This is a genomic window from Streptomyces lincolnensis (assembly GCF_001685355.1).
GTDB lineage: Bacteria > Actinomycetota > Actinomycetes > Streptomycetales > Streptomycetaceae > Streptomyces > Streptomyces lincolnensis.
Window position 1 is genome coordinate 384700 of the sequence record NZ_CP016438.1, and the last position, 19739, is coordinate 404438.

The window sequence follows — 19739 nt, forward strand, 5'->3', positions numbered from 1 at the left end:
GACGACCCACCCGCACAGGAGGACCCCCATGCGTCACCAAGCGATCGTGGCCGCGCTGGCCGCCACCCTGCTCGCCGGACCCGGCATCGCCCAGGCCGCTCCCCAGCCCACCCCGGCGGCCACGCAGCAGACGCGGGCTGCGGCGGCCACCATCACCTGGAGCCTGCAACGGGCGGCGAACCCCACCGCCGACCAGCAGTCGGCGTACAACCAGATCACGTCGGCCATGAACGCCGCCGTCGCCCGGTACAACAACCTCAGCGACCTGGGCAAGAACATCACCGTCCAGTACGTCCCGGGCGTGCCCACCGCCGACGGCAACATCAACGGCACGATCCGCTTCGGCAGCAACCGCAGCTACATGAACGAGCGGACGGCCCTGCACGAGATCGCCCACACCATCGGCGTGGGCACCAGCTCGGGCTGGTCGCGACTCGGCTCCAGCGGCACCTGGACCGGCGGACAGGCCACGGCGCTGGTCCGGCAGTTCGACGGTTCGAGCGCCAAGATCTCCACCGGCGGCGGGCACTTCTGGCCCTACGGTCTGAACTACGACAACGAGTTCTCGAACACCAACGCCGACCGTCACGTCCGGATCGTCGCCGCCATGGTGGGTGACGGTCTGTAGGTCGCCCTCGGACGCCTGGGAGCGGTCGGCCGCTCCCAGGCGTCCGTGCGTCGCTCAGGCGCCGACGTAGTCCGCCAGGTGCTCCCCGGTGAGGGTGGAGCGGGCGGCCACCAGGTCGGCCGGGGTGCCCTCGAAGACGATCCGGCCGCCGTCGTGACCGGCGCCGGGGCCGAGGTCGATGATCCAGTCGGCGTGCGCCATGACGGCCTGGTGGTGCTCGATGACGATGACCGACTTCCCGGAGTCGACGAGCCGGTCGAGCAGGCCGAGCAGATGCTCGACGTCGGCGAGGTGCAGACCCGTGGTCGGCTCGTCGAGGACGTAGACGCCGCCCTTCTCCGCCATGTGGGTGGCCAGCTTCAGCCGCTGCCGTTCGCCGCCGGAGAGGGTGGTGAGCGGCTGCCCGAGGCTGAGGTAGCCGAGTCCGACGTCGGAGAGCCGGGTGAGGATCCGGTGCGCGGCCGGTGTGGCCGCCTCGCCGTCGGCGAAGAAGGCCTCGGCCTCGGTCACCGACATCGCCAGCACCTCGCTGATGTCGCGGCCGCCGAGACGGTATTCGAGGACGGCGGGCTGGAACCGCTTGCCCTCGCAGTCCTCGCAGGGGGTGTCGACGCCGGCCATCATCCCCAGGTCGACATAGATGACGCCCGCGCCGTTGCAGGTGGGGCAGGCGCCCTCGGAGTTGGCGCTGAACAGCGCCGGCTTCACGCCGTTGGCCTTGGCGAAGGCCTTGCGGATCGGGTCGAGCAGTCCGGTGTACGTCGCCGGGTTGCTCCGTCGCGAGCCGCGGATCGGGGTCTGGTCCACCGCCACCACGCCCTCGGACGCGGGCACCGAGCCGTGGACGAGCGAGCTCTTGCCGGAACCGGCGACGCCGGTGACCACACAGAGCACCCCGAGCGGGATGTCGACGTCGACGTTCTGGAGGTTGTGCTTGGCCGCCCCCCTGATCTCCAGGGCCCCGGTGGGCTTGCGCACCGACTCCTTGAGCACGGACCGGTCGTCGAAGTGGCGCCCGGTGATGGTGCCGGCGGCCCGCAGCCCCTCGACGGTGCCCTCGAAGCAGACGGTGCCGCCCCCCGTACCCGCGCCGGGGCCGAGGTCGACGACGTGGTCGGCGATGACGATCGTCTCCGGCTTGTGCTCGACGACGAGCACGGTGTTGCCCTTGTCCCGCAGCCGCAGCAGCAGGTCGTTCATCCGCTGGATGTCATGGGGGTGCAGGCCGATGGTGGGCTCGTCGAAGACGTACGTCGTGTCGGTGAGCGAGGATCCGAGGTGGCGGATCATCTTCACGCGCTGCGCCTCACCGCCCGAGAGCGAGCCCGACGGCCGGTCCAGCGCGAGATAGCCCAGGCCGATCTCCGTGAAGGAGTCGAGGGTCTGCTGGAGCGCCGTGAGCAGCGGCAGCACCGACGGCTCGGTCAGCCCGCGGACCCACTCGGCCAGGTCCCTGATCTCCATCGCGCAGGCGTCGGCGATGCTGACCTTGCCGATCCTCGACGACCGGGCACCCTCGCTCAGCCGGGTGCCGTCGCACTCGGGACAGGTGGTGAAGGTGACCGCCCGTTCCACGAACGCCCGGATGTGCGGCTGCATCGCCTCCTTGTCCTTGGACAGGAACGACTTCTGGATCTTGGGGATCAGCCCCTCGTAGGTGAGGTTGACGCCGTTGACCTTGACCTTGGTCGGCTCGCCGTAGAGGAAGGCCTGCATCTCCTTCTTGGTGAACCGGCTGATCGGCTTGTTCGGGTCGAGGAAGCCGGACTGGGCGTAGAGCCCGACGGTCCAGACGCTGTCGGACTTCCAGCCGGGGATGGTGAAGGCGCCCTCGGCGATCGACTTGGAGTCGTCGTAGAGCTGGGTGAGGTCGATGTCGGAGACCGTGCCGCGGCCCTCGCAGCGGGTGCACATCCCGCCGGTGCGCTCGAACGTCGCCCGCTCGGCCTTCGTCTTGTCGCCGCGCTGGACGGTGATGGCGCCGCTCGCGCGCACCGAGGCGGTGTTGAAGGAGTAGGCGCTGGGCGGGCCGATGTGCGGCTTGCCGAGCCGGCTGAAGAGGATCCGCAGCATCGCGTTGGCGTCGGTGGCGGTGCCGACCGTGGAGCGGGGGTCGGCGCTCATCCGCTGCTGGTCGACGATGATCGCGGTGGTCAGCCCGTCGAGCACGTCCACCTCGGGCCGGGCCAGCGTGGGCATGAAGCCCTGCACGAAGGCGCTGTACGTCTCGTTGATCAGACGCTGCGACTCCGCGGCGATGGTGTTGAACACCAGCGAGCTCTTGCCGGAGCCCGAGACACCGGTGAACACCGTCAGGCGGCGCTTCGGGATCTCGATGCTCACGTCCTTGAGGTTGTTCTCGCGCGCTCCGTGCACACGGATCAGGTCGTGACTGTCGGCGACGTGGATCGCCGGCGACTGCCCGGCTGTTCTCGCGGCCCTGCTCATCGTGTCTCCATCGGGGTTGGGCGGAGCCGCACGCTCGGGCTCCGTCGGCGACGCGTGGCTCGATCCAACCATTGTTCGAGCGGTATGTCCGATTCCGGTCGTGCGGGCGGTCAGCCCAGCTCCTGGACGCGGATGAGATTGCCCGCGGGATCGCGTACGGCGCAGTCGCGCACGCCCCACGGCTGCTTCGTCGGTTCCTGGACGACCTCGGCGCCGGCCTGGAGCCGTTCGAAGGTGCCGTCGAGGTCGGGGGTGGCCAGGATCAGGCTCGCGAAGGTGCCCTTGGCCATCATCTCGGCGATGGTGCGGCGCTCCGCGTCGGTGACGCTCGGGTCGGTGCCCGGTGGTTCGAGGACGACGGACGTGCCGGGCTGGCCTGTGGGCCCGACCGTGATCCGGCGCCTGCGGTCGTGCGCGACGTCGCCGCGGACCTCGAAGCCCAGCAGGTCCCGGTAGAAGGCGAGGGAGGCGTCGGGGTCGTCGTGCGGGAGGAAGCTCGCGTGCAGGGTGATGTCCATGCCCGCCACGCTAGGCGCGGCCCGGGGACGGGTGCTTCTCGAATCCTGATCGATGCGACGGCCGGTCCCCCACCGGACCGGTTCCCCGGCCGGCCGCGGGATCTCAGGTGGCCGTGTACCCGAGTCAGGTGGCCGTGTACCCGAGCTGGCGCCTCATGTACGGGGTCATGAGGGTCTTCGACTTGGCCAGCACGGCGGTGCGGCTGCCCAGGACGGCGTTCTCCCCTCCCGGCACGGGCAGCAGGGTGATGCCGTCGGCCGGGCCGAAGGGGACGATGAGCGGGGTGCGGTGGACCGGCCGGTACAGGCGGGGTTCCTTGCGGTGCCTGCCCGGGCTCTGGAGGTAGGAGCGGATGTTGAAGGCGGCGAGGTCGGCCTGGGCGAGCGCGGCAGGGGTGATCTTGAGTTCGGTGGCGTCGTTGACGTCGCCGACGGCGAAGACGTTCGGGAATCCCTCGACCCTGAGCATCCGGTCGACCTTGACGTGTCCGGCCGGGTTGAGCCAGTCGCGGTGGCCGCCCAGCCGCAGCCAGAGCGTGTTGGGCGTGGTGCCGGTGGCCCAGAAGGAGAGGTCCGCGGCGGTGACGTTGCCGCGCGCGTCGCGGTAGGTGCCGAAGTCGTTGCCGGGGGACATGAACGAGTCGAGCCGTACCTCGACGTCGTGGGCCTCCAGCCAGGCCAGTGCCTTGCGGCCGGCTCGTGCGCTGCCCGTGGAGTGCAGCAGCGCGGGCCCGGAGTGGGCGAGGGTGACCCGGGCGTCCGGCCGGGCCAGGCGTATCTCGGCACTGAGCTCCACCCCGGAGGGCCCGCCGCCGACGACGAGGACGTGCTCGGCGCCGGCGACGGCGCTCTGGTGGCCGGCGAAGGACTTCACCGCCTCCTCGGTGGTGGTGCCGGTGAAGCGGGCGGGTTCGGGGTAGTCAGCGCCGGTGGCGATCACCGCCACGTCGTACGGCAGCCGCTCCCCCGTCGCGAGGACCACCTGCCGCTCGGCGGTGTCGATGCTCACCGCCTTGCCCCTGACCACGCGTCCGCCGCGCAGCAGCCGGTCGTAGGGGATGAAGGGCGTGACCGACCATTCGGGGCGCACTCCGGCGCGCAGGGCGGCGATGCGGTGGAAGAAGACGTCCTTGCGGTCCACGAGCGTCACCCGGGCCGTCGCGTCCAGTCGTTTCGCCACGCGGACACCCGCGTAGCCACCGCCGATCACTACTACGTCGCCGTCGTGCACGCGCGTCTCCTGATGCCTGTGGGGGGAGTCGAGCGTAGCGCTTGAAATCTAAAGCTCCCATGAAGGCCGGTGTGCGTTCCGTGAAGCCGCGACCTCGACGCGGGCCCGCCGTACCGGCCTTGCGCGGAGTACTGACAGCACGAAGGCGGGTGTGTAGATTGCGGCCGTCAGGAAACTGCACAACATCCCTCGGGTGGAGAAGCCGATGCAGAGGCGCATTCTCGGGCTCGCCACAGTGCTGATCACCGCCGTCGGGGCGACCGCGTGCGGATCGTCCGACTCGGGGTCGGCCCCTTCCTCACCCTCGGGTGGCAGCGGAACCACCACCGTCAAGGTCGGCATCATTCCGATCGTCGACGTGGCGCCGCTCTATCTGGGCCAGCGCAAGGGGTTCTTCAGCAGTCGTGGCATCAAGCTGGAGATGGTGAGCGCCCAGGGCGGCGCGGCGATCATCCCCGGTGTCGTGAGCGGGCAGTTCCAGTTCGGGTTCAGCAACACCACCTCCCTGATGGTGGCCCAGACCAAGCGAATCCCGGTCAAGTCCGTGGCCAACGGCGCGGCGACCAACGGCAAGGTCGGGGGCGATGTCACCGGCCTGCTGGTCAAGAAGGACAGCTCCGTGAAGTCCGCCAAGGACCTCGCCGGGCGCCGGGTCGCGGTCAACACCCTCCAGAACATCGGGGACACCACGGTGCGCGAGTCGGTCCGGCTGGCCGGCGGCGACGCGTCCGACGTGAAGTTCGTCGAGGTCCCCTTCGACCAGATGCCGGCCGCCCTGGACGGCGGCCGGGTGGACGCCGCCTGGATGGGCGAGCCCGCGCAGACGATCGCCAAGGCGCAGGGAGCCCGGGTCGTGGCCTCGCCGTTCGCCGAGACGGACCCGAAGCTCACCGTGGCGACGTACTTCACCTCGACGCGGCTCACCGAGCAGAACCCCGACCTGGTGAAGAGGTTCACCGAGGCGATGACCGAGTCGCTGCGGTACGCCACCGACCACCCGGACGAGGCACGGCAGGTCCTCACCACCTACACCAAGATCAGTGGGGACGTCCTGAAGAAGCTGATCCTGCCCGGCTGGCCCGCGCAGGTCGACATGGCCTCGCTGGAGAAACTGGCCTCGCTCAGCGAGAAGGACGGTCTCTTCGGCGACAAGAAGCCGGACCTGGACGCCCTGTTCTCGTGAGGTGCTGCGGCGTCGCGCCGTGACACCGGAGTATTCGGTTGTCCCTCAACGGGCGTGCTGGGCAGGATGATCGACATGACACCCGCCCCGCACGACGCCCCGGCGTTCCACGACCTGTTCGCCGCGCAATCACGCCTGACGGACCTGGTCCTCGCGCCCGACGGCACGCGTCTGATCGCGTCCGTGCAGACCAGCGACGACGCCGGTACCGGATACGTGCCGAGGCTGTGGGAGGTCGACCCGGCGGGCGAACGCGGCACCCGCCCCGTGCCCGGGTCCGGCGCGGGCGACTTCGCGCCGGCGTTCGCCGCCGACGGCACGCTGCTGTTCCTCTCCGGCCGCACGTCCGCAGAGGAGGGCGGCACCGGGGATGCGGCGCTGTGGGCACTCCCCGAGCAGGGCGAGACCCGGCGGATCGCCCACCACCCGGGTGGCATATCCACCTTCGCCACGGCCGCGCACGCCGACGCCGTCGTCTACACCGCGGCCCTGCTGCCCGGCGCCACCGACGCCGAGTCGCACGCGAGGCTGCTCCGGAACCGACAGGACGCCGGGGTCGACGCCGTGCTGTACGAGACCGGTCCGGTCCGCGCCGGAGCCGCCGAGCCGCACACCTTCGTCCTGCACGCCGAGGGCACCCCGGTGAACGTCGGCGCCCAGGGACTCGCGGGCAGCGGCGACACGGCACTCTCGCCGGACGGCTCCCTGGTCGCCTCCACCCGTGCCCCGACCGACCGGACTCCGGACACGAACGTCCTGGTGGTCGCCGACGCGGTGACGGGCGCCGAGCGCCACGTCTTCTCCCGGGCCGGCCACCACTACTACAGCCCGGCCTTCACCGCCGACGGCTCGGCTCTCGTCTGCCAGCGCCAGCGTGAGGAGACGTACGACGCCGAGTGGCGGGTCACGCTCGTCGCGTTCGACCTGACCTCCGGCGAGGAGACCGATCTCCTGCCGGACTTCGACAACTGGCCGTGGCCGGGCCGAGCGGTCCTCTCACCGCTTCCCGGGGACGGCACACTGTGGTTCACCGGCGACGAGCGGGGCCACTGCCCGGTCTTCCGCCGCGACCCGGACGGCACGATCACCCGTCTCACCGCCTCGGGCGCGCATGACTCGCTGTGCGTGACGCCCGACGCCTCCACCCTCTACGCCCTGCGCGGCACCCTCGACGAAGCGCCCCGGGTGGTCCAGTTGGACGCCGCCGAGGCCGACCAGCAGCCAGCGTTCCTCACGCCCGCCGGTGACCTCGCACCCCTTCCCGGCACCCTGACCGAGGTGCACACCGAGGCCGACGACGGCTTCCCGCTGCGCGGCTGGCTCACCCTGCCCGACGGCGCCTCGGCCGACCGCCCGGCGCCGCTGGTCGTCGTCCCGCACGGCGGACCGCAGGGGTCCTGGAGCGGCTGGCCGTGGCTGTGGAACCCGTGGCCGTTCGCGGCCCGCGGCTACGCGGTCCTGCTGCCGGACCCGGCGCTGTCCTCCGGCTACGGGCAGCGCATGCAGCAACGCGGCCTGGGCCGGTTCGGCGAAGTGCCGTACCAGGACGTCATGGCCCTGACGGACGCGGCGCTGCGGCGCGAGGACCTCGACGCGACCCGGACGGCGATGGCCGGCTGGTCCTTCGGGGGGTATCTCGCCGGCCGGACCGCGACCCTGACCGACCGGTTCAAGGCGATCGTCTCGCACGGCGGGATGTGGAACCTGGAGGCGTTCCAGAACGACACGGACATGCACGCCTACTTCCGGAAGATCTTCGGCGACCCGCGCACCGACCGCGAGCGGTACGAAGCCGACTCACCGCACCTCGACGCGGAGAAGGTGACGACACCGGTGCTGATCGTCCACGGCGGCAAGGACTACCGGGTGCCGGTGGGCCAGGCGCTCGGCCTCCACAACGACCTGCGGCGGCTCGGCGTGCCCGTCCGCTTCCTGCACTTCCCGGACGAGGGCCACGGCATCGACGTACCGACCCACATCCGCGTCCTGTACGAGACGATGCTGAACTTCCTCGACCACCACGTCCTGGGCGAGGACTGGAGGCGGCCCACGCTGCTGTAGCACGGCCGCGGCCTGCCCCGGACCCGCCAAAAGAAACGCTTGCGTTTCGCTCAGGCGCACCGTAGCGTACCGGTACGAAACCGTTTCGTATCGAAGGGAGTCCGGGTCCGATGGTGATGTCTCCGGTCTTCCTCGCCGTACTCATCTCCCTGGTCTCGGCCGTCTGCTACGCCATGGCCGCGGTGGTCCAGGAGCGGACCGCCGCCGACACCGCGGGTGTGCGCGGCGCGCTGGCCCGCGGCTCGTGGTGGTGGTCGGTGGCCCTCAACGCCACGGGCGCGCTGCTGCACGTGGTGGCCCTGCGCTACGGGCCGCTGACCCTGGTGCAGCCGCTGGGCGCGCTGAGCCTGGTGGTGGCGGTGCCCCTGGGCTCGCTGGTCGCCCGTCGGCGCACCTCGCGCACCCAGTGGCGCGGCATGGCCCTCACGCTCGCCGGGCTCACCGCCCTGCTGACCGTCACCGCCTCGGGTCACGCGCCCGACGACACCCTGCACACCACCGAGATGCTCGGGGTCGCGCTCGCCGCCGTCGCGGCCGTCGCCGTCCTCGTACGCTTCGCCGCACGCCACTCCGCCCTGGAGGGCCTCGCGTTCGCGGCGGCCTCCGGCGTCGCCTCCGGGATCGGCTCCACACTGGCGCAGAAGCTCGTCGTCGGACCGACGGTCTCCTGGAGTACGGCGCTGGTGGCGGCGCTGACGGTCGGGTTCGCCGTGGTCGGGCTGCTGCTGTCCCAGCGGGCCTACCGCAGCGGGCTCGGCGGTCCTCTCGCCCTGCTCACGCTCCTCAACCCGGTCACCGCGTCCTCCGTCGGCATCGCCCTGCTCGGCGAGGGCTTCCAGTACGGCGAGACCGGCACCCTGCTGGCGCTCGCCGGTGCCGTGGCGGCCGTGCACGGAGTCACCCTGCTCAGCCGCCCTCAGGCCCCCGCCACTGCACCCGGCCCGCGGTGGAGCGACGGCCACGACCGGCCGCGCCTGCCGGCCTCGCGGCCCACCGCCGAGGCACTGACTCCCGCCGGCGTCGACATCCTCGGTGCGGGCCGGGCCATGTGAAAGGAACACCACCGACATGACGACCCAGACCCTCCGCCTCTCCACCCGTCCCGCCGTGCGCGCGGCGGGACTGGTGGACGTACCCGCCGTCGTACGGCTCTTCGCCCCGCCCTCGGACTCGGCCGGGCCGTCGCTCACCGCGGCGGACGGTTCCGCCATGGACTGGGAGCAGACGCAGCGGGCCATGCGGCTGATGCTGGCCCACCACGCGCTCGAAGAGGGACAGGTGTGGGTGGCCGAGGGCACGGACGGCGCGCTGCTCGCGGCCGGGATCTGGATGCCTCCGGACACCGGCGCGGGCACCGGGCCGCCGCCCGACGCGCACTGGCGGAGCCTGCTCTCCCGTGAACTCGACGTCTGCCCGCCCGAGCACCCGGTGCTGTCGTCGGCGCTGAAGGCGGCCGGGCCGGACGGGCCGCACTGGACGCTGGTCACCGTCACCGCGCCCGACAGCCCGGAGGCCCAGGACCCGGGTGTGATCGCCGACCTGCTGGCCCCGGGACTGCGTGCCGTCGACGCCACGCACGCGACCGCCGTGGCGATCACGGTCTCCGTCCGGCACACGGACCAACTGCGGCCGTTCGGATTCCGTCGGCCGCACGAGGTCCCCGTCGTACCGGGTGCGGGCGTGTGGCTGACCACGCGCCGGCCGCAGGGCGCGGCGGCCGCCTGACAGGCCTCCTCCCGGCTACAGACAGACCACCGGCACGCGTTGGACCAGGTTGTTGCCGAAGCCGCCCCGGTTCCACGGCTGGGTGAGGGGCTGGGCCGTGCCCTCGGCGTCCGTCGCGCGCGCCGTCAGGGTGTGGGGGCCCGCGGTCGCCGTCCAGTCGGCGTGCCAGTGGCGCCACGACCAGGCGTGGCCGTCCGGCGGGGAGAGTGCGGCGGCCTCCCAGGAGTGGCCGTCGTCCGTGCTGATCTCGACCTGGGTGACGGGGGCGCGGCCCGACCAGGCGCGCCCCTCCAGCCGGAGTGGGCCGGGGCGTACGACGCGGGTGCGGGTCATGAAGTCCGGGAAGCCGGGCGGGATCATCAGGGCGCGCGGCGCGATACGGGTGACCGGGTCGCCCGGTTCGTCGGACGCCTGTCGGTACCGGTAGGCCACCGCCTGCTGGAAACCGGTGAACGGGGTGTCGGTGAGGGTGATGTCGTGCAGCCACTTCACGTGGGCCATGCCGTACCAGCCGGGGACGACCAGCCGGAGCGGGTGGCCGTGCTGGGGCGGCAGCGGAGCGCCGTTCATCGCGTACGCCACCAGAACCTCCGGGTCCGAGGCCGTGGCGTTGGCGAGCGGCAGGCTCCGCCGGTAGTCCTGCTCCACGCCGCGTTCGACGCCGTGGTCGGCTCCCGTGAAGACCGCCTCGACGGCGTCCTGTTCGACTCCGGCCTCGGCGAGCAGCGTCCGCAGCGGAACGCCGGTCCAGTCCGCCGTGCCCACCGCCTCGACCAGCCAGGGCTGGCTGACGGGGCGCGGGGTGAGCCGGGCCCGGCCGTTGCCCGCGCACTCCATGGTCACGCGGTGGGTGACCGGCGGGAGGGCGCGCAGGGCGGCCAGGTCGAGGGCCAGGGGCGTCCGCACGTGTCCGCCCACCGTCAGGGTCCAGGTGTCGGCGTCGGCGGGCGGAATGTCGTAGTGGACCAGGACGTAGTGCAGGCCGGGCGGGGTCACGTCGTAGCGCAGGGCCTCCAGCGGCAGGCCGTGGTTGCGGGCCGCGAGGGCGAGTTCCTCGTGGCTGATGGCCTCGTCGGGGGCGGCGACACGCCCCGGTGTGCTCACGTCGGCCAGGGAGCGGGGCTCGTCGCCGGGACGGTGGCTGTCCATGCCACCATGGTGCGCCCGCCGCCGGGACCCGGACACCCGTGCAGGGCTGATTCGCCCCCGCGGCGGGTAGTCGACTCCAGGCGGGGACACGCGCGGCACCGAGAGAAGGAACCACATGTCAGGCATCCTGGAACGCATCAAGCGGTTCGCGAGGAGCCCCCAGGGGCGACGGAGCATCGAACAGGCACGGCGGGCGGCGGCGGATCCCCGGCGCCGGGCCCAGGCCCAGCGACTGCTGGGCAAGCTCCGGGGCCGCCGCCACTGACCGGGGATCATCCGCTCCGTGGCCCGGCACACGGCCGGGCCGCGTGCTCGTCACCCGCGACGCGGCCGTCGTGTCGCGGGACCGGCAGGGTGGTCGGGCCTAGCTTGGTCACCGGCGCGGGCGGACGCGCCGGTGGCACCCGACGGCGATTCCCATGGTGGCGTGACGTATTGGAGCGCGACGGCCGATCTCGTGACGGGCGCCGTCGTGGCGGGCGTGGGAGTGGCGTGTGCGGCGCGGGTGCGTGTCGGCCGGGATCTGCCGCTCGCGGCACTGCCGTTGCTGCTCGGCGTCCACCAGATCGTCGAGGCGGCGGTCTGGGAGTCGCACGGTGGCAGCGAACTCGCGACCACCGTCTGGGCCGTCATCGCGCTTCCCCTGCTGGCGGTGTGGGTGCCGGCCGGGGTGCTGTGCGTGGCCCCGCCGCGCGCCCGCCGGCGGCTCGTCCCGCTGCTCGTGGTGGGAGCCGGGACGGCGGCGATGCTCGCGTACGGGCTCGTCACCGGACCGGTGACGGCACAGATCCGTGACCGCACGATCGGCTACGCCTTCGACCTTCCCCACGCGCCGCTGCTCGTCGCGGGCTATCTGCCGGCGACCGTGGGCTCGCTGCTCCTCGCCGGTGACCGCCGGCTGGTGGCGCTGGGAGGTCTGGTCGCCGTGGGGGCGCTGGGCCGCTGGCTGTTGTGGCGGCTGGAGTTCGTCTCGACCTGGTGCGCGGTCGCGGCCGTGTGCTCGGTGGTGCTGTACCGGTGGGTGCGCGCACGGCACCGGGCGTGATCCCGGTGCCGTGGAGGTCCCGGTCCGGTCAGCGGGCGCGGTGCACGAAGGCGTCGCTCACGCCGTTGGTGTCCTCCGGCACGAGGTCGGTGTCGTGCGAGGTGAAGACCACGACCCCGCCGTTGCCGGAGACGGCCCCTCGGCCGACAGACGCGTTCGCGGGCCCGCCGTCGGTGCCCGAACTGACCTGGCGGGACTCCCCGGTGCGCAGGTCCAGGACCACCGCCGGCCACGCCCAGCCGAGCGACGAGGCCGGGTCGTCGGCTCCCCGCTCGTACGCCACGTGGTGGCCGTCGGCGCTGAGGACGCCGGCACGGGTGCCGGGGCGGTCCGGGTTGCCCGGTATCGCGACGGTGGTGGCGGTCACCGTGTCCCTGACGAAGGTGCTGCTCGACCTGTCGTCGGGTGTGACGGCCCCTTCGTTGAACTTCTCGAACAGCACCCGCCGCCCGTCGCCGCTCAGGGACGGGACGCCCAGCACCCGCGGGGGTGTGGTGCCGTCGTGCGCCACATCGACCAGCTGCTCCGTACCGCTCGCGCGGTCGAGGAGGTACACGTGGCCGACATGGGGTCCCTTGGGGATCTGCCGGGTGAAGGTGTAGGCGACGTGCTGTCCGTCGTCGCTGATGGCCGGCCGCTGGGCGTAGTACTGCTCCGGCTCGGTGTCGGGCCTGCTGACCCACTCGGTCGTGCCGGTGGCCCGGTCGTGCACGTACACGCGTGAGCCTTCGGCCGCCGTCGAGCCGGCCGGCCGGGACACCACTAAGGCGACGTGCCGGCCGTCGGCGGCCAACACCGGAGAGGCGACCGAGCCGCCCGCGAAGTCGTCCCCGGCCGGCAGGGCGAGACGCTCGACGGCTCCGGTGCGCAGGTCCCGGACGTACGCGCCGCTCACCGTCGCGTCGCCTGAGGAGGCCGTGTAGGCGAGGAATCGGCCCGTACGGCTCAGCGTCGGCGAGCCCAACTGGGCACCGGGCAGGGCGACTCGCCGAAGCTCCCCCGTACGCAGCTGTCGTACGAAGATGTCCCGGGAGCCCGGCGAGTCGCCCGGGAGCAGGTTCGAGGCGTCCGAGACGAACGCGGCCACCCGGCCGTTGCGGCTGACCGTGGCGGTGACGGTCGTGGCGTCGGCCTGGGTGCCGTCCGCCGCCGCGCTGAGCCGCTCGGTGACCGGTGGCACAGGCGCGGCCTGCGCCGTCGGTGACACCGTCGTGATGAGTGCGGCGAGCAGGACGGTCGCTCCTGCCGCCGCGCGAACGCTGTAGCTCATGTCTCCCCCAAGGACACCCGGGCCCCGACCCCCCGCCGGAGCGCACCGGGATTCAAACGCATCGTCCGTTCCATGAGCAATCCGTTCGATTATGTACAACCCGACAGGGCCTTGATGCGTCCGCGACAGCCCTGGTCGCTCCCCGAGGAGCCTCCAGGGGGCGCACGGGGTGAGAAGTTGAGCCCTGTACGCGCCCCCGCGGGCCCGGAGAGAATGCGCCATGTCGTGATCACCTGGCCGAGGTGTCCCCCACCCCCCTCCCCTCGACCGGCTCCCCGGAAAGGCAGGTCGGTTGACGTGCTGTTGCGTCTGCCCACGTCCGTGTCCGAAGCGCAGCGGTACCTGGCCGAAGGGGCGGTGCCGATAGGGGGCGCGACGCTCGTGTGGGCCACCTGGCAGCGCGACGGCTTCCCCGAGCAGGCGATGTCCCTGCGCAACCTGCCGGAGGCCAACGTCGTCGAGCCCGAACTGCTGGGCGGTGCCGTGGTGTTGAACGAGATCGGCGACCGGATGCCCGAGGTGCTGCGCCGGGCGGCCGCGACCGTGGGGACCGGAGCCGTGCGCCGCACGGCCACGGTGGGGGGCAACATCGTCGGCAGCTCGCTGCGTTGCCTGCTTCCCCCCGCCCTCGTGCTCGACGCCCGTGCCACGGTGCTGGAGACCGACAGGGTCCGCGAGACCGACCTCGCCGAGGTCCTGGCGAAACGTCACCTCATACTCAGTCTCCGTTGGCGCGATCCGATCGTCAGCGGGTACCGCAAGCTCGACGCCGAGGCGGGCGGAGCCCCGCCCCTCGTCGTCGCCTGCGCCGTGCATCCCGGTGACGGCGGCGGGCCCCGCCACCTTCGCGTCGCCGTCCGCGACGGCCACGAGGTGGTCAGTGACGGCGTCGTGTGCGAGGGCGACGCCCCACAAGTGCTCGACGCCCTGCGCACCACGGCGGTCGGTACGCTGCCCTCCGCCGCGTGGGACGTGGTGAGCGAGAAGGTCACCGACGTGGTGGCGCGGGCCGCGAACGGCTGATGGCCCGGCCGGCGGCGACGAATCGCCGGCGCGTACAACCTTCGCTCGCGACGATCGGTCGTCTCAGGCGTCAAGAGGTTGTGACCCAGGATGACATGAGGTGCGCCGGGTGCGTCGGGTACGGAAGACGGTTGTCGTGGCGGGCATGGTGCTGCTCGTCGGGTGTTCGGGAGCGGGCAACGCCGGTCCGAGCGGCTCGGGGCGGGCGGAGGTGGCCTCGGTGCCGGTGGCGGCGCGCAGTGCCGTGGCTGTCGACGGTCCGTGGCGCGCCTGGACGCGGTCGCTGTCCCCGCGGGAGACCTCCTGCGGCAGCACCGCCCACCAGATCGTGTGCGCCACCACCCCCGACGGCTTCGTCGGCCGGTCCCGCGCCACTGGCGAGGTCACCTGGACGGTCCCGGCCACGGCGACCGGCGGGAAGAACGGCGGGCTCGTCGTCGCCGCGACCGACGAACGTGCCGTGACCAGCGGCGGGCGTGTGCTGCGCGCCGCGAACCTGCGGACGGGCAAGGCGGCCTGGACCCACCGGCTGCCCGCCGGACGCGCCTACACCGGCGTCGGTGCGGCGAGCGGCGTCGTCTACGCGCTCGATGCCCGCGACGGCACGGACGTCGCCCTCGGCGCCTTCCGGGCCTCCGACGGCGCCGCGCTGTGGCACCGGTCCGTCGACGCGGACCCGCACGAGGGCATCGCCGCCCTCGGCGACCGCGTCTACACCGCCGACGGCGCGGGCACGAAGGTCACCGCCCGCGACGCCCGCACCGGCCGCACGGTGGCGACCAGCCCTGCGGGCACCGAGTGCCCGCACCTGGTCTCGGGCGGCCGCTACCTGGTGTGCACCGGAAGCCGCTTCTCCGCCTCGGACACCTTCCCTCCCCTGCGCCGTCTCGACCCGGTGACGCTCCAGCCGCGCGAAACGGCCGAGGACACGGGTCTGAAGCCGGAACGCGGACTGATCTCGTCCGACGGTGTGCTGATGCTGTTCGAGGACAGCGCGGAGGACCCGGGCGCCGGCAGCTGGAACGCCTATGACCTCAACCGCGCCCGGAGGCTGTGGAGTTACGACACCACCACGACGGAAGCCGGCCTGGTCCGGGGGCGGTTCGTCACCCTCACACCCGACAACGACGCCTCCAGGGGACGCGTGATCTCGATCGACCTGAGGGTGGGCCCGACGGGCGCCGGGGCCGCCGCGCCGCGCCAGTCGCCGTCGTATCCCCAGCTGACGTCCGGCGAGCACCCCGAACTCCTGGTCCCGGGAGGCGATTCCGGCCATGTCGTCGTGCGGACACGGACCCGTCCCGTGCTGCGCTCGATCCCGCTTCCCTGACCCGCCCCGGCGCCTCCCCCTGTCCGTCCTGACCGCCCCGACCGCTCTCGCGACGGTCAGGAGATGGCCGTCTTGCGCTCCGCCTCCGACAGCGGCGGTCCCTGGAGGTGCGGTTTCCTCGGGCCGAAGAGCATCGGGATCAGCATGTCGGGTGAGAAGAGGCGGGTGGCAGGTTTTTCGAGGCTCATCACGTCCAGGAGGGCACCGAGGGCGCGGGGGTTGCGAGCGCCGGTGGCGACGGCGTGGTCGACGTAGCGGGCGAGGAGCCGCTCGGTGGCGGTGGGGGGCGTGGTGGCGGCGCCGGGGTAGAAGGCGTCCTGTCCCACGGCCAGGTCCCAGGCCGCGGCGACGGGGCGGACCGCGGCGCGCTGGAGCCTGCGGGCGGTGCCGGGGGCGGTGAGGAGGGTGGTGCGCAGGACGTCGCGGACGGCGAGGGCGCACTGGGCGGCGACGCTCAGGCCGTGGCCGTAGACCGGGTTGTAGGCGGCCACGGCGTCGCCGAGGACGGTGAAGCCGTCGGGCCAGCGCTTCATCTTCTCGTAGTAGCGGCGGTGGTTGGCGGTGGAGCGGGTGGTGGCGACGTCGCCGATCGGCTCGGCGTCCTTGAGGAGTTCACCGATGACGGGGTCGCCGAGGCCGAGGGCGAAGCCGAGGAACGCGTCGGGGTCGTGGGTGGGTTCGCCGCCCCGGGTGCCGGCGAGGGTGACGATCCAGCGGTCGCCCTCGACGGGCAGGATGATGCCGCCTTGCCCGGGCGCTTTGGCGGGGTTGGCCTGCACGTTGACCAGGGGGAAGCCGATGCCGGTGGTGGTGCCGGGGGCGCGGAAGACGCGGGTGGCGTAGGCGAGCCCGGAGTCGACCTGGCGTTCGGTGACCTGGGGCAGGCCGAGGCCGGCGAGCCAGTGGGGGGTGCGGGAGCCGCGGCCTGAGGCGTCGACGACCAGGTCGGCGCTCAGGGTGGTCTCGGTGTCGCCGGTGCGGACGCGGACGCCGGTGACACGGGCGGCGCTGCCGGTGAGGCCGAGGACGGCGGTGTCCTGGCTCAGGGTGATGCGCTCGTCGGCCAGGACGCGGTCGCGCAGGACGTGGTCGAGCAGGTCGCGCGAGCACACCAGGTTGCGGTGGTGGGTCGCGGTGAAGCGGCGGAACCAGATCTCGTTCGGGGCCCTGGAGACCATGTCCCGCATGATGTGGATGCGACGGCCGCCACTGGCGACGATGTCACCGACGAGCCCCGGCAGCAGTTCGTCGAAGGCGCGGGCGCCACCGCTCCACACCAGGTGCGCGTGCCGGGCCTGCGGAACACCGCGGCGCGGGCTGGGGCCCTCGGGCAGGACGTCGCGTTCGACGACGGTGACGTCGGCGAACTCGGTGAGGGCGGCCGCGGTGAGCAGACCGGTGGCGCTCGCGCCTATGACGACCGCGGTGGGCCGGCCGGTGGTGGCTCTGTCAGGCATGGGCGTTCGCGCTTTCTGTGCTGGTGACCCGCCGGCGGATCCGGTCGAGGCGGCGGGGGTGGACGAAGGCCTGGGAGATGGCGTCGAGGTGATCGCTGACGTCGGCACCGATCTGCGCGGGCCCGTCGCCGACGCTGTGCGGGGCCCGGCGCCGGAAGGCGTCGATGGCCGTCTGGAGCACGACGGCGCCGGCGATGCCCCGGGCCCTCGCCTCCGGGTACCGGTCGGCGGCCGCCGTGTACACGCGCCGGTACAGGCCGTGGTCGTAGTACGGGCCGAGCAGGCGCAGGGCGTCGTGGATGCGCTGCTGGCGCTGCAACAGGCGCAGGTCCAGCGGGGCCAGGAAACCGAAGCGGGCCGGTGCCGCGGCCGGTCCGAGGACACGGACCGCCCGCCACAGGGGGCGCAGTCTGCGGTAGTCGCGCTGGTCGCGGAACCACCGGATGAGGAAGGGGCCCGCCTGGGGGGTGATGAAGCCGAGGGCGACCAGGATCGCTTCCAGCAGCGCGAACGGCGGCGCCGCGGCGGTGCTGAGGAAGTCGAGGTCGCCGCCGGACCAGCGGGCGCCGATGGCGGTCAGTTTCGCGGCGTCGAAGAGGAGCCCGGAGGCGTTGCCGAGCTGGAGGAGGACCACCCCCGACTTCAGCCAGCGGTTGCCGACCTCGGGGAACCACTTCCACAGCATCCAGGCCGAGACCAGCGAGGACACCATGTGGGCGGAGAGGTAGAGCAGGATGTGCTCGCGCATCCACGGCGTGCTCGCGTAGTAGGTGTCCAGGTCGTAGATCCGCGGCTCGGGCACGTCGGCCGGCAGGAACGTCACCCACAGGCCGACGACGATCCCGGCGTAGATCCAGTAGATGCGGCGGATCCGGCGCCGCCGCCGCTCCGACGGCTCCTCCCGCCACCGCATGATCATGGTGAGGCCGGTGGCGCAGAACGCCGTGAGGAAGGAGTAGGCCCAGGGTGAGGCGATGTTGGGGACGCCCGTGAGCCTGTTCAGTCGGTCGATGTTGACCGGGGTGATGACGACGAGGACGGCGGTCGCCCAGGTCAGCAGCAGGGTGGTGGCGCGTACGTCGGGGTCGCGCCAGGCACGCACGAGCGTGGAGAACTTCAGGGCGAGCGCGAGGGCCAGCAGGGCGGTCGGCAGGGCGTAGGGGATCTGGACATACCCACTCATCAGAGGATGCGTCCGCCCCGGTCCAGGAGCGAGAGGTTGATGCGTCCCTCGACGGTCGCCGTGTTGACCGGGCCCTGCGCGTAGCGCCCCGTCATCCAGGTGCGGACCTCCCGGCCGAAGAGCAGCCCGAAGGTCTCCGCCTCCACTTCGTGGTCGTCGGTGGAGTCCGCGCGGGCCGCCACGGTCAGGATCGCCGCGACGGGGACCTCCTCGGCGGCCAGGACCTGCCGGGCGGCCCGCCGCAGCGCCTCGGGGGTCTGGTCGACGGGCCGGGCGCGGGCCGCCGTGGGCAGGCCGGCGATGTGGTGCCCGCCGTCGCCCTGTTCCTCGTGCCACAGCTCGTGGCCGAGGATGACGAGCTGGGCCTCGGGGACCATGCTGTGCTCGACGACCACGACGGAGCGGTCTCCCAGGTCCAGGCGCAGGCCCGAGACGGGGACGTCCGGCGGGAACGCGCGGAACACCAGCTGGATCGGGTGCCCCTTGCGCACGCTCATCGCGCGGCAGAACTCCTCCATGACGGTCTTCGGCTCGGCCGGCCGCCGTACGGTGGTGGCCGCCTCCGCGCCGAGGTGGGCCAGTAAGGACTTCATCGCCTTCGCGCTCATCGGTGAGTCTCTCCCTCCGCGGGCAGCACCGACCGCAGTACTCCTTCGAGGACCCGTTCGAGCTGGTCACGGGAGATCGATCCGTGCGACCGCAGGTCCGCTCCGCTCACGCCGTACCGGTCCAGCAGCGCCTGCACCGGGTCCTGTTCGGCCCGCTCCAGGCGGTGCAGGGCCGGCAGCAGGGCGCGGTTGAGCGCCTCGTCCGCGGAGGCGGTGAAGAACGCCTCCCCGTCCTCGACGTCGAAGAACCGGACCAGTCCGTGCAGGAGCTCGACGCTGGGCATCTTCCGGCCGTCGCACACCTGGCGTGCCCAGTAGTCGGAGACTCCCAGGCTCTGGGAGATGTCGGCGGCGAGGTCGGACATCCGCTTGCCGCTGCGCGCCAGATAGCCCTGGGCCAGGGTGTGGATGCGCAGCCGCACCCGGTCGTTCACCGTGTCCTCGGGGGCCGCGCCACCGCGCAGCAGCGTCAGGACGGTGCGCTCGGGCAGGGCCGTCCGCGCCGCCAGGTCGGCCGGATCCAGTACGGCGGACCGCTTGAGCCCCCGCTCCGCGATCAGGGTCTCCAGGCGCCGAAGCGTCCCGGGGAGCCGGACGGAGACCTCCACCGATGAACTCCTCGGGATTCAGGGGCCGTTGTTGACTGCGCGGCACCCTACGCGTCTCGCACACAACTCTCAACGATCGTTTACCGGCCACAAACGATCGTTGCGGCGCGTTCTCGCCCGTGATGTGAGATGCGCCATGCCGTAACGGCTCCGACGATGGCCGATAGCAGCGGCCGGACACCGGGGAGCCCGGTCGGCGCAGGGGGCGCGGGCCGCTCGACGGCCGAGCATCCCGCTCTTTCTACGACCTCACCTAGTAATGATCTCTCATT

18 protein-coding genes are annotated in these 19739 nt (G+C 72.4%); 9 read left to right on the forward strand and 9 right to left on the reverse strand.

All coding sequences use genetic code 11. The features are described from left to right. Nucleotides 1-28 precede the first annotated feature (28 nt). On the forward strand, nucleotides 29-628 hold the full coding sequence (locus SLINC_RS01755; protein ID WP_067425838.1) for a hypothetical protein: 600 nt from the start codon (nucleotides 29-31) through the stop codon (nucleotides 626-628). A gap of 54 nt (nucleotides 629-682) precedes the next feature. Here SLINC_RS01755 and SLINC_RS01760 read toward each other — a convergent pair whose 3' ends face one another. The 3 genes from SLINC_RS01760 to SLINC_RS01770 all read right to left on the reverse strand — a co-directional run bounded on the left by SLINC_RS01760 (nucleotide 683) and on the right by SLINC_RS01770 (nucleotide 4825). After that, nucleotides 683-3076, reverse strand: coding sequence for an ATP-binding cassette domain-containing protein (locus tag SLINC_RS01760; protein ID WP_067425841.1), 2394 nt, complete (start codon nucleotides 3074-3076; stop codon nucleotides 683-685). Between the two features lie 110 nt (nucleotides 3077-3186). Continuing rightward, complete coding sequence (locus SLINC_RS01765; RefSeq protein WP_067444785.1) at nucleotides 3187-3594, reverse strand: VOC family protein; 408 nt, start codon at nucleotides 3592-3594, stop codon at nucleotides 3187-3189. 124 nt (nucleotides 3595-3718) lie between these two features. Beyond that, nucleotides 3719-4825: an NAD(P)/FAD-dependent oxidoreductase gene (locus SLINC_RS01770; RefSeq protein ID WP_067425844.1), complete on the reverse strand. Its 1107-nt coding sequence runs from the start codon at nucleotides 4823-4825 to the stop codon at nucleotides 3719-3721. Between the two features lie 205 nt (nucleotides 4826-5030). Here SLINC_RS01770 and SLINC_RS01775 point away from each other — a divergent pair, with 205 nt between their 5' ends. The 4 genes from SLINC_RS01775 (at nucleotide 5031) to SLINC_RS01790 (ending at nucleotide 9794) form a co-directional block, all read left to right on the forward strand. Next, a complete protein-coding gene (locus SLINC_RS01775; protein WP_067444788.1) occupies nucleotides 5031-6008 on the forward strand; it encodes an ABC transporter substrate-binding protein in 978 nt (325 codons plus the stop codon). Nucleotides 6009-6083: 75 nt separating this feature from the next. Beyond that, nucleotides 6084-8069, forward strand: a complete 1986-nt coding sequence (locus SLINC_RS01780) for a S9 family peptidase (RefSeq protein ID WP_067444791.1) — start codon at nucleotides 6084-6086, stop codon at nucleotides 8067-8069. A gap of 110 nt (nucleotides 8070-8179) precedes the next feature. Beyond that, nucleotides 8180-9121, forward strand: a complete 942-nt coding sequence (locus SLINC_RS01785; protein ID WP_107406535.1) for a DMT family transporter — start codon at nucleotides 8180-8182, stop codon at nucleotides 9119-9121. Between the two features lie 16 nt (nucleotides 9122-9137). Continuing rightward, on the forward strand, nucleotides 9138-9794 hold the full coding sequence (locus tag SLINC_RS01790; RefSeq protein WP_067425847.1) for a hypothetical protein: 657 nt from the start codon (nucleotides 9138-9140) through the stop codon (nucleotides 9792-9794). A gap of 15 nt (nucleotides 9795-9809) precedes the next feature. On the opposite strand, the gene SLINC_RS01795 is transcribed toward SLINC_RS01790, so the two are convergent. Continuing rightward, complete coding sequence (locus SLINC_RS01795) at nucleotides 9810-10943, reverse strand: sulfite oxidase (RefSeq protein WP_067425850.1); 1134 nt, start codon at nucleotides 10941-10943, stop codon at nucleotides 9810-9812. 115 nt (nucleotides 10944-11058) lie between these two features. Here SLINC_RS01795 and SLINC_RS48390 point away from each other — a divergent pair, with 115 nt between their 5' ends. After that, the gene (locus SLINC_RS48390; RefSeq protein WP_170068261.1) at nucleotides 11059-11208 is read left to right on the forward strand and encodes a hypothetical protein; all 150 of its coding nucleotides are present in this window, start codon (nucleotides 11059-11061) and stop codon (nucleotides 11206-11208) included. A 162-nt stretch (nucleotides 11209-11370) separates the two neighbouring features. After that, a complete protein-coding gene (locus SLINC_RS01800) occupies nucleotides 11371-11988 on the forward strand; it encodes a DUF6629 family protein (RefSeq protein WP_067425853.1) in 618 nt (205 codons plus the stop codon). A gap of 28 nt (nucleotides 11989-12016) precedes the next feature. On the opposite strand, the gene SLINC_RS01805 is transcribed toward SLINC_RS01800, so the two are convergent. Next, entirely contained in the window at nucleotides 12017-13258 is a 1242-nt protein-coding gene (locus SLINC_RS01805; RefSeq protein ID WP_067425856.1) for a TolB-like translocation protein, read from the reverse strand. Nucleotides 13259-13555: 297 nt separating this feature from the next. On the opposite strand from SLINC_RS01805, the gene SLINC_RS01810 reads away from it, so the two are divergent. Both SLINC_RS01810 and SLINC_RS01815 read left to right on the forward strand, forming a co-directional pair. Further along, nucleotides 13556-14281 carry an FAD binding domain-containing protein gene (locus tag SLINC_RS01810; protein ID WP_067425859.1) on the forward strand — a complete coding sequence of 242 codons (726 nt, stop codon included), beginning with the start codon at nucleotides 13556-13558 and terminating at the stop codon, nucleotides 14279-14281. Nucleotides 14282-14390: 109 nt separating this feature from the next. Next, the gene (locus SLINC_RS01815) at nucleotides 14391-15611 is read left to right on the forward strand and encodes an outer membrane protein assembly factor BamB family protein (protein ID WP_225988210.1); all 1221 of its coding nucleotides are present in this window, start codon (nucleotides 14391-14393) and stop codon (nucleotides 15609-15611) included. A gap of 56 nt (nucleotides 15612-15667) precedes the next feature. Here the strand turns inward: SLINC_RS01815 and SLINC_RS01820 are convergent, their stop codons facing one another. Genes SLINC_RS01820 through SLINC_RS01835 form a run of 4 tightly spaced genes read right to left on the reverse strand, consistent with a single transcriptional unit; the run spans nucleotide 15668 to nucleotide 19467 of the window. Further along, nucleotides 15668-17068: an FAD-dependent monooxygenase gene (locus tag SLINC_RS01820; protein WP_067425862.1), complete on the reverse strand. Its 1401-nt coding sequence runs from the start codon at nucleotides 17066-17068 to the stop codon at nucleotides 15668-15670. Further along, nucleotides 17061-18251 (reverse strand): MAB_1171c family putative transporter, encoded by a 1191-nt coding sequence (locus SLINC_RS01825; RefSeq protein WP_067425865.1) that lies wholly within the window; start codon nucleotides 18249-18251, stop codon nucleotides 17061-17063. The genes SLINC_RS01820 and SLINC_RS01825 overlap by 8 nt, the downstream gene beginning before the upstream one ends. Further along, the gene (locus SLINC_RS01830) at nucleotides 18251-18859 is read right to left on the reverse strand and encodes a toxin (protein ID WP_067425868.1); all 609 of its coding nucleotides are present in this window, start codon (nucleotides 18857-18859) and stop codon (nucleotides 18251-18253) included. Before SLINC_RS01830 ends, SLINC_RS01825 begins: the two co-directional genes overlap by 1 nt. Beyond that, nucleotides 18856-19467 carry a hypothetical protein gene (locus SLINC_RS01835; RefSeq protein ID WP_067425871.1) on the reverse strand — a complete coding sequence of 204 codons (612 nt, stop codon included), beginning with the start codon at nucleotides 19465-19467 and terminating at the stop codon, nucleotides 18856-18858. The genes SLINC_RS01830 and SLINC_RS01835 overlap by 4 nt, the downstream gene beginning before the upstream one ends. Nucleotides 19468-19739: the final 272 nt, after the last annotated feature.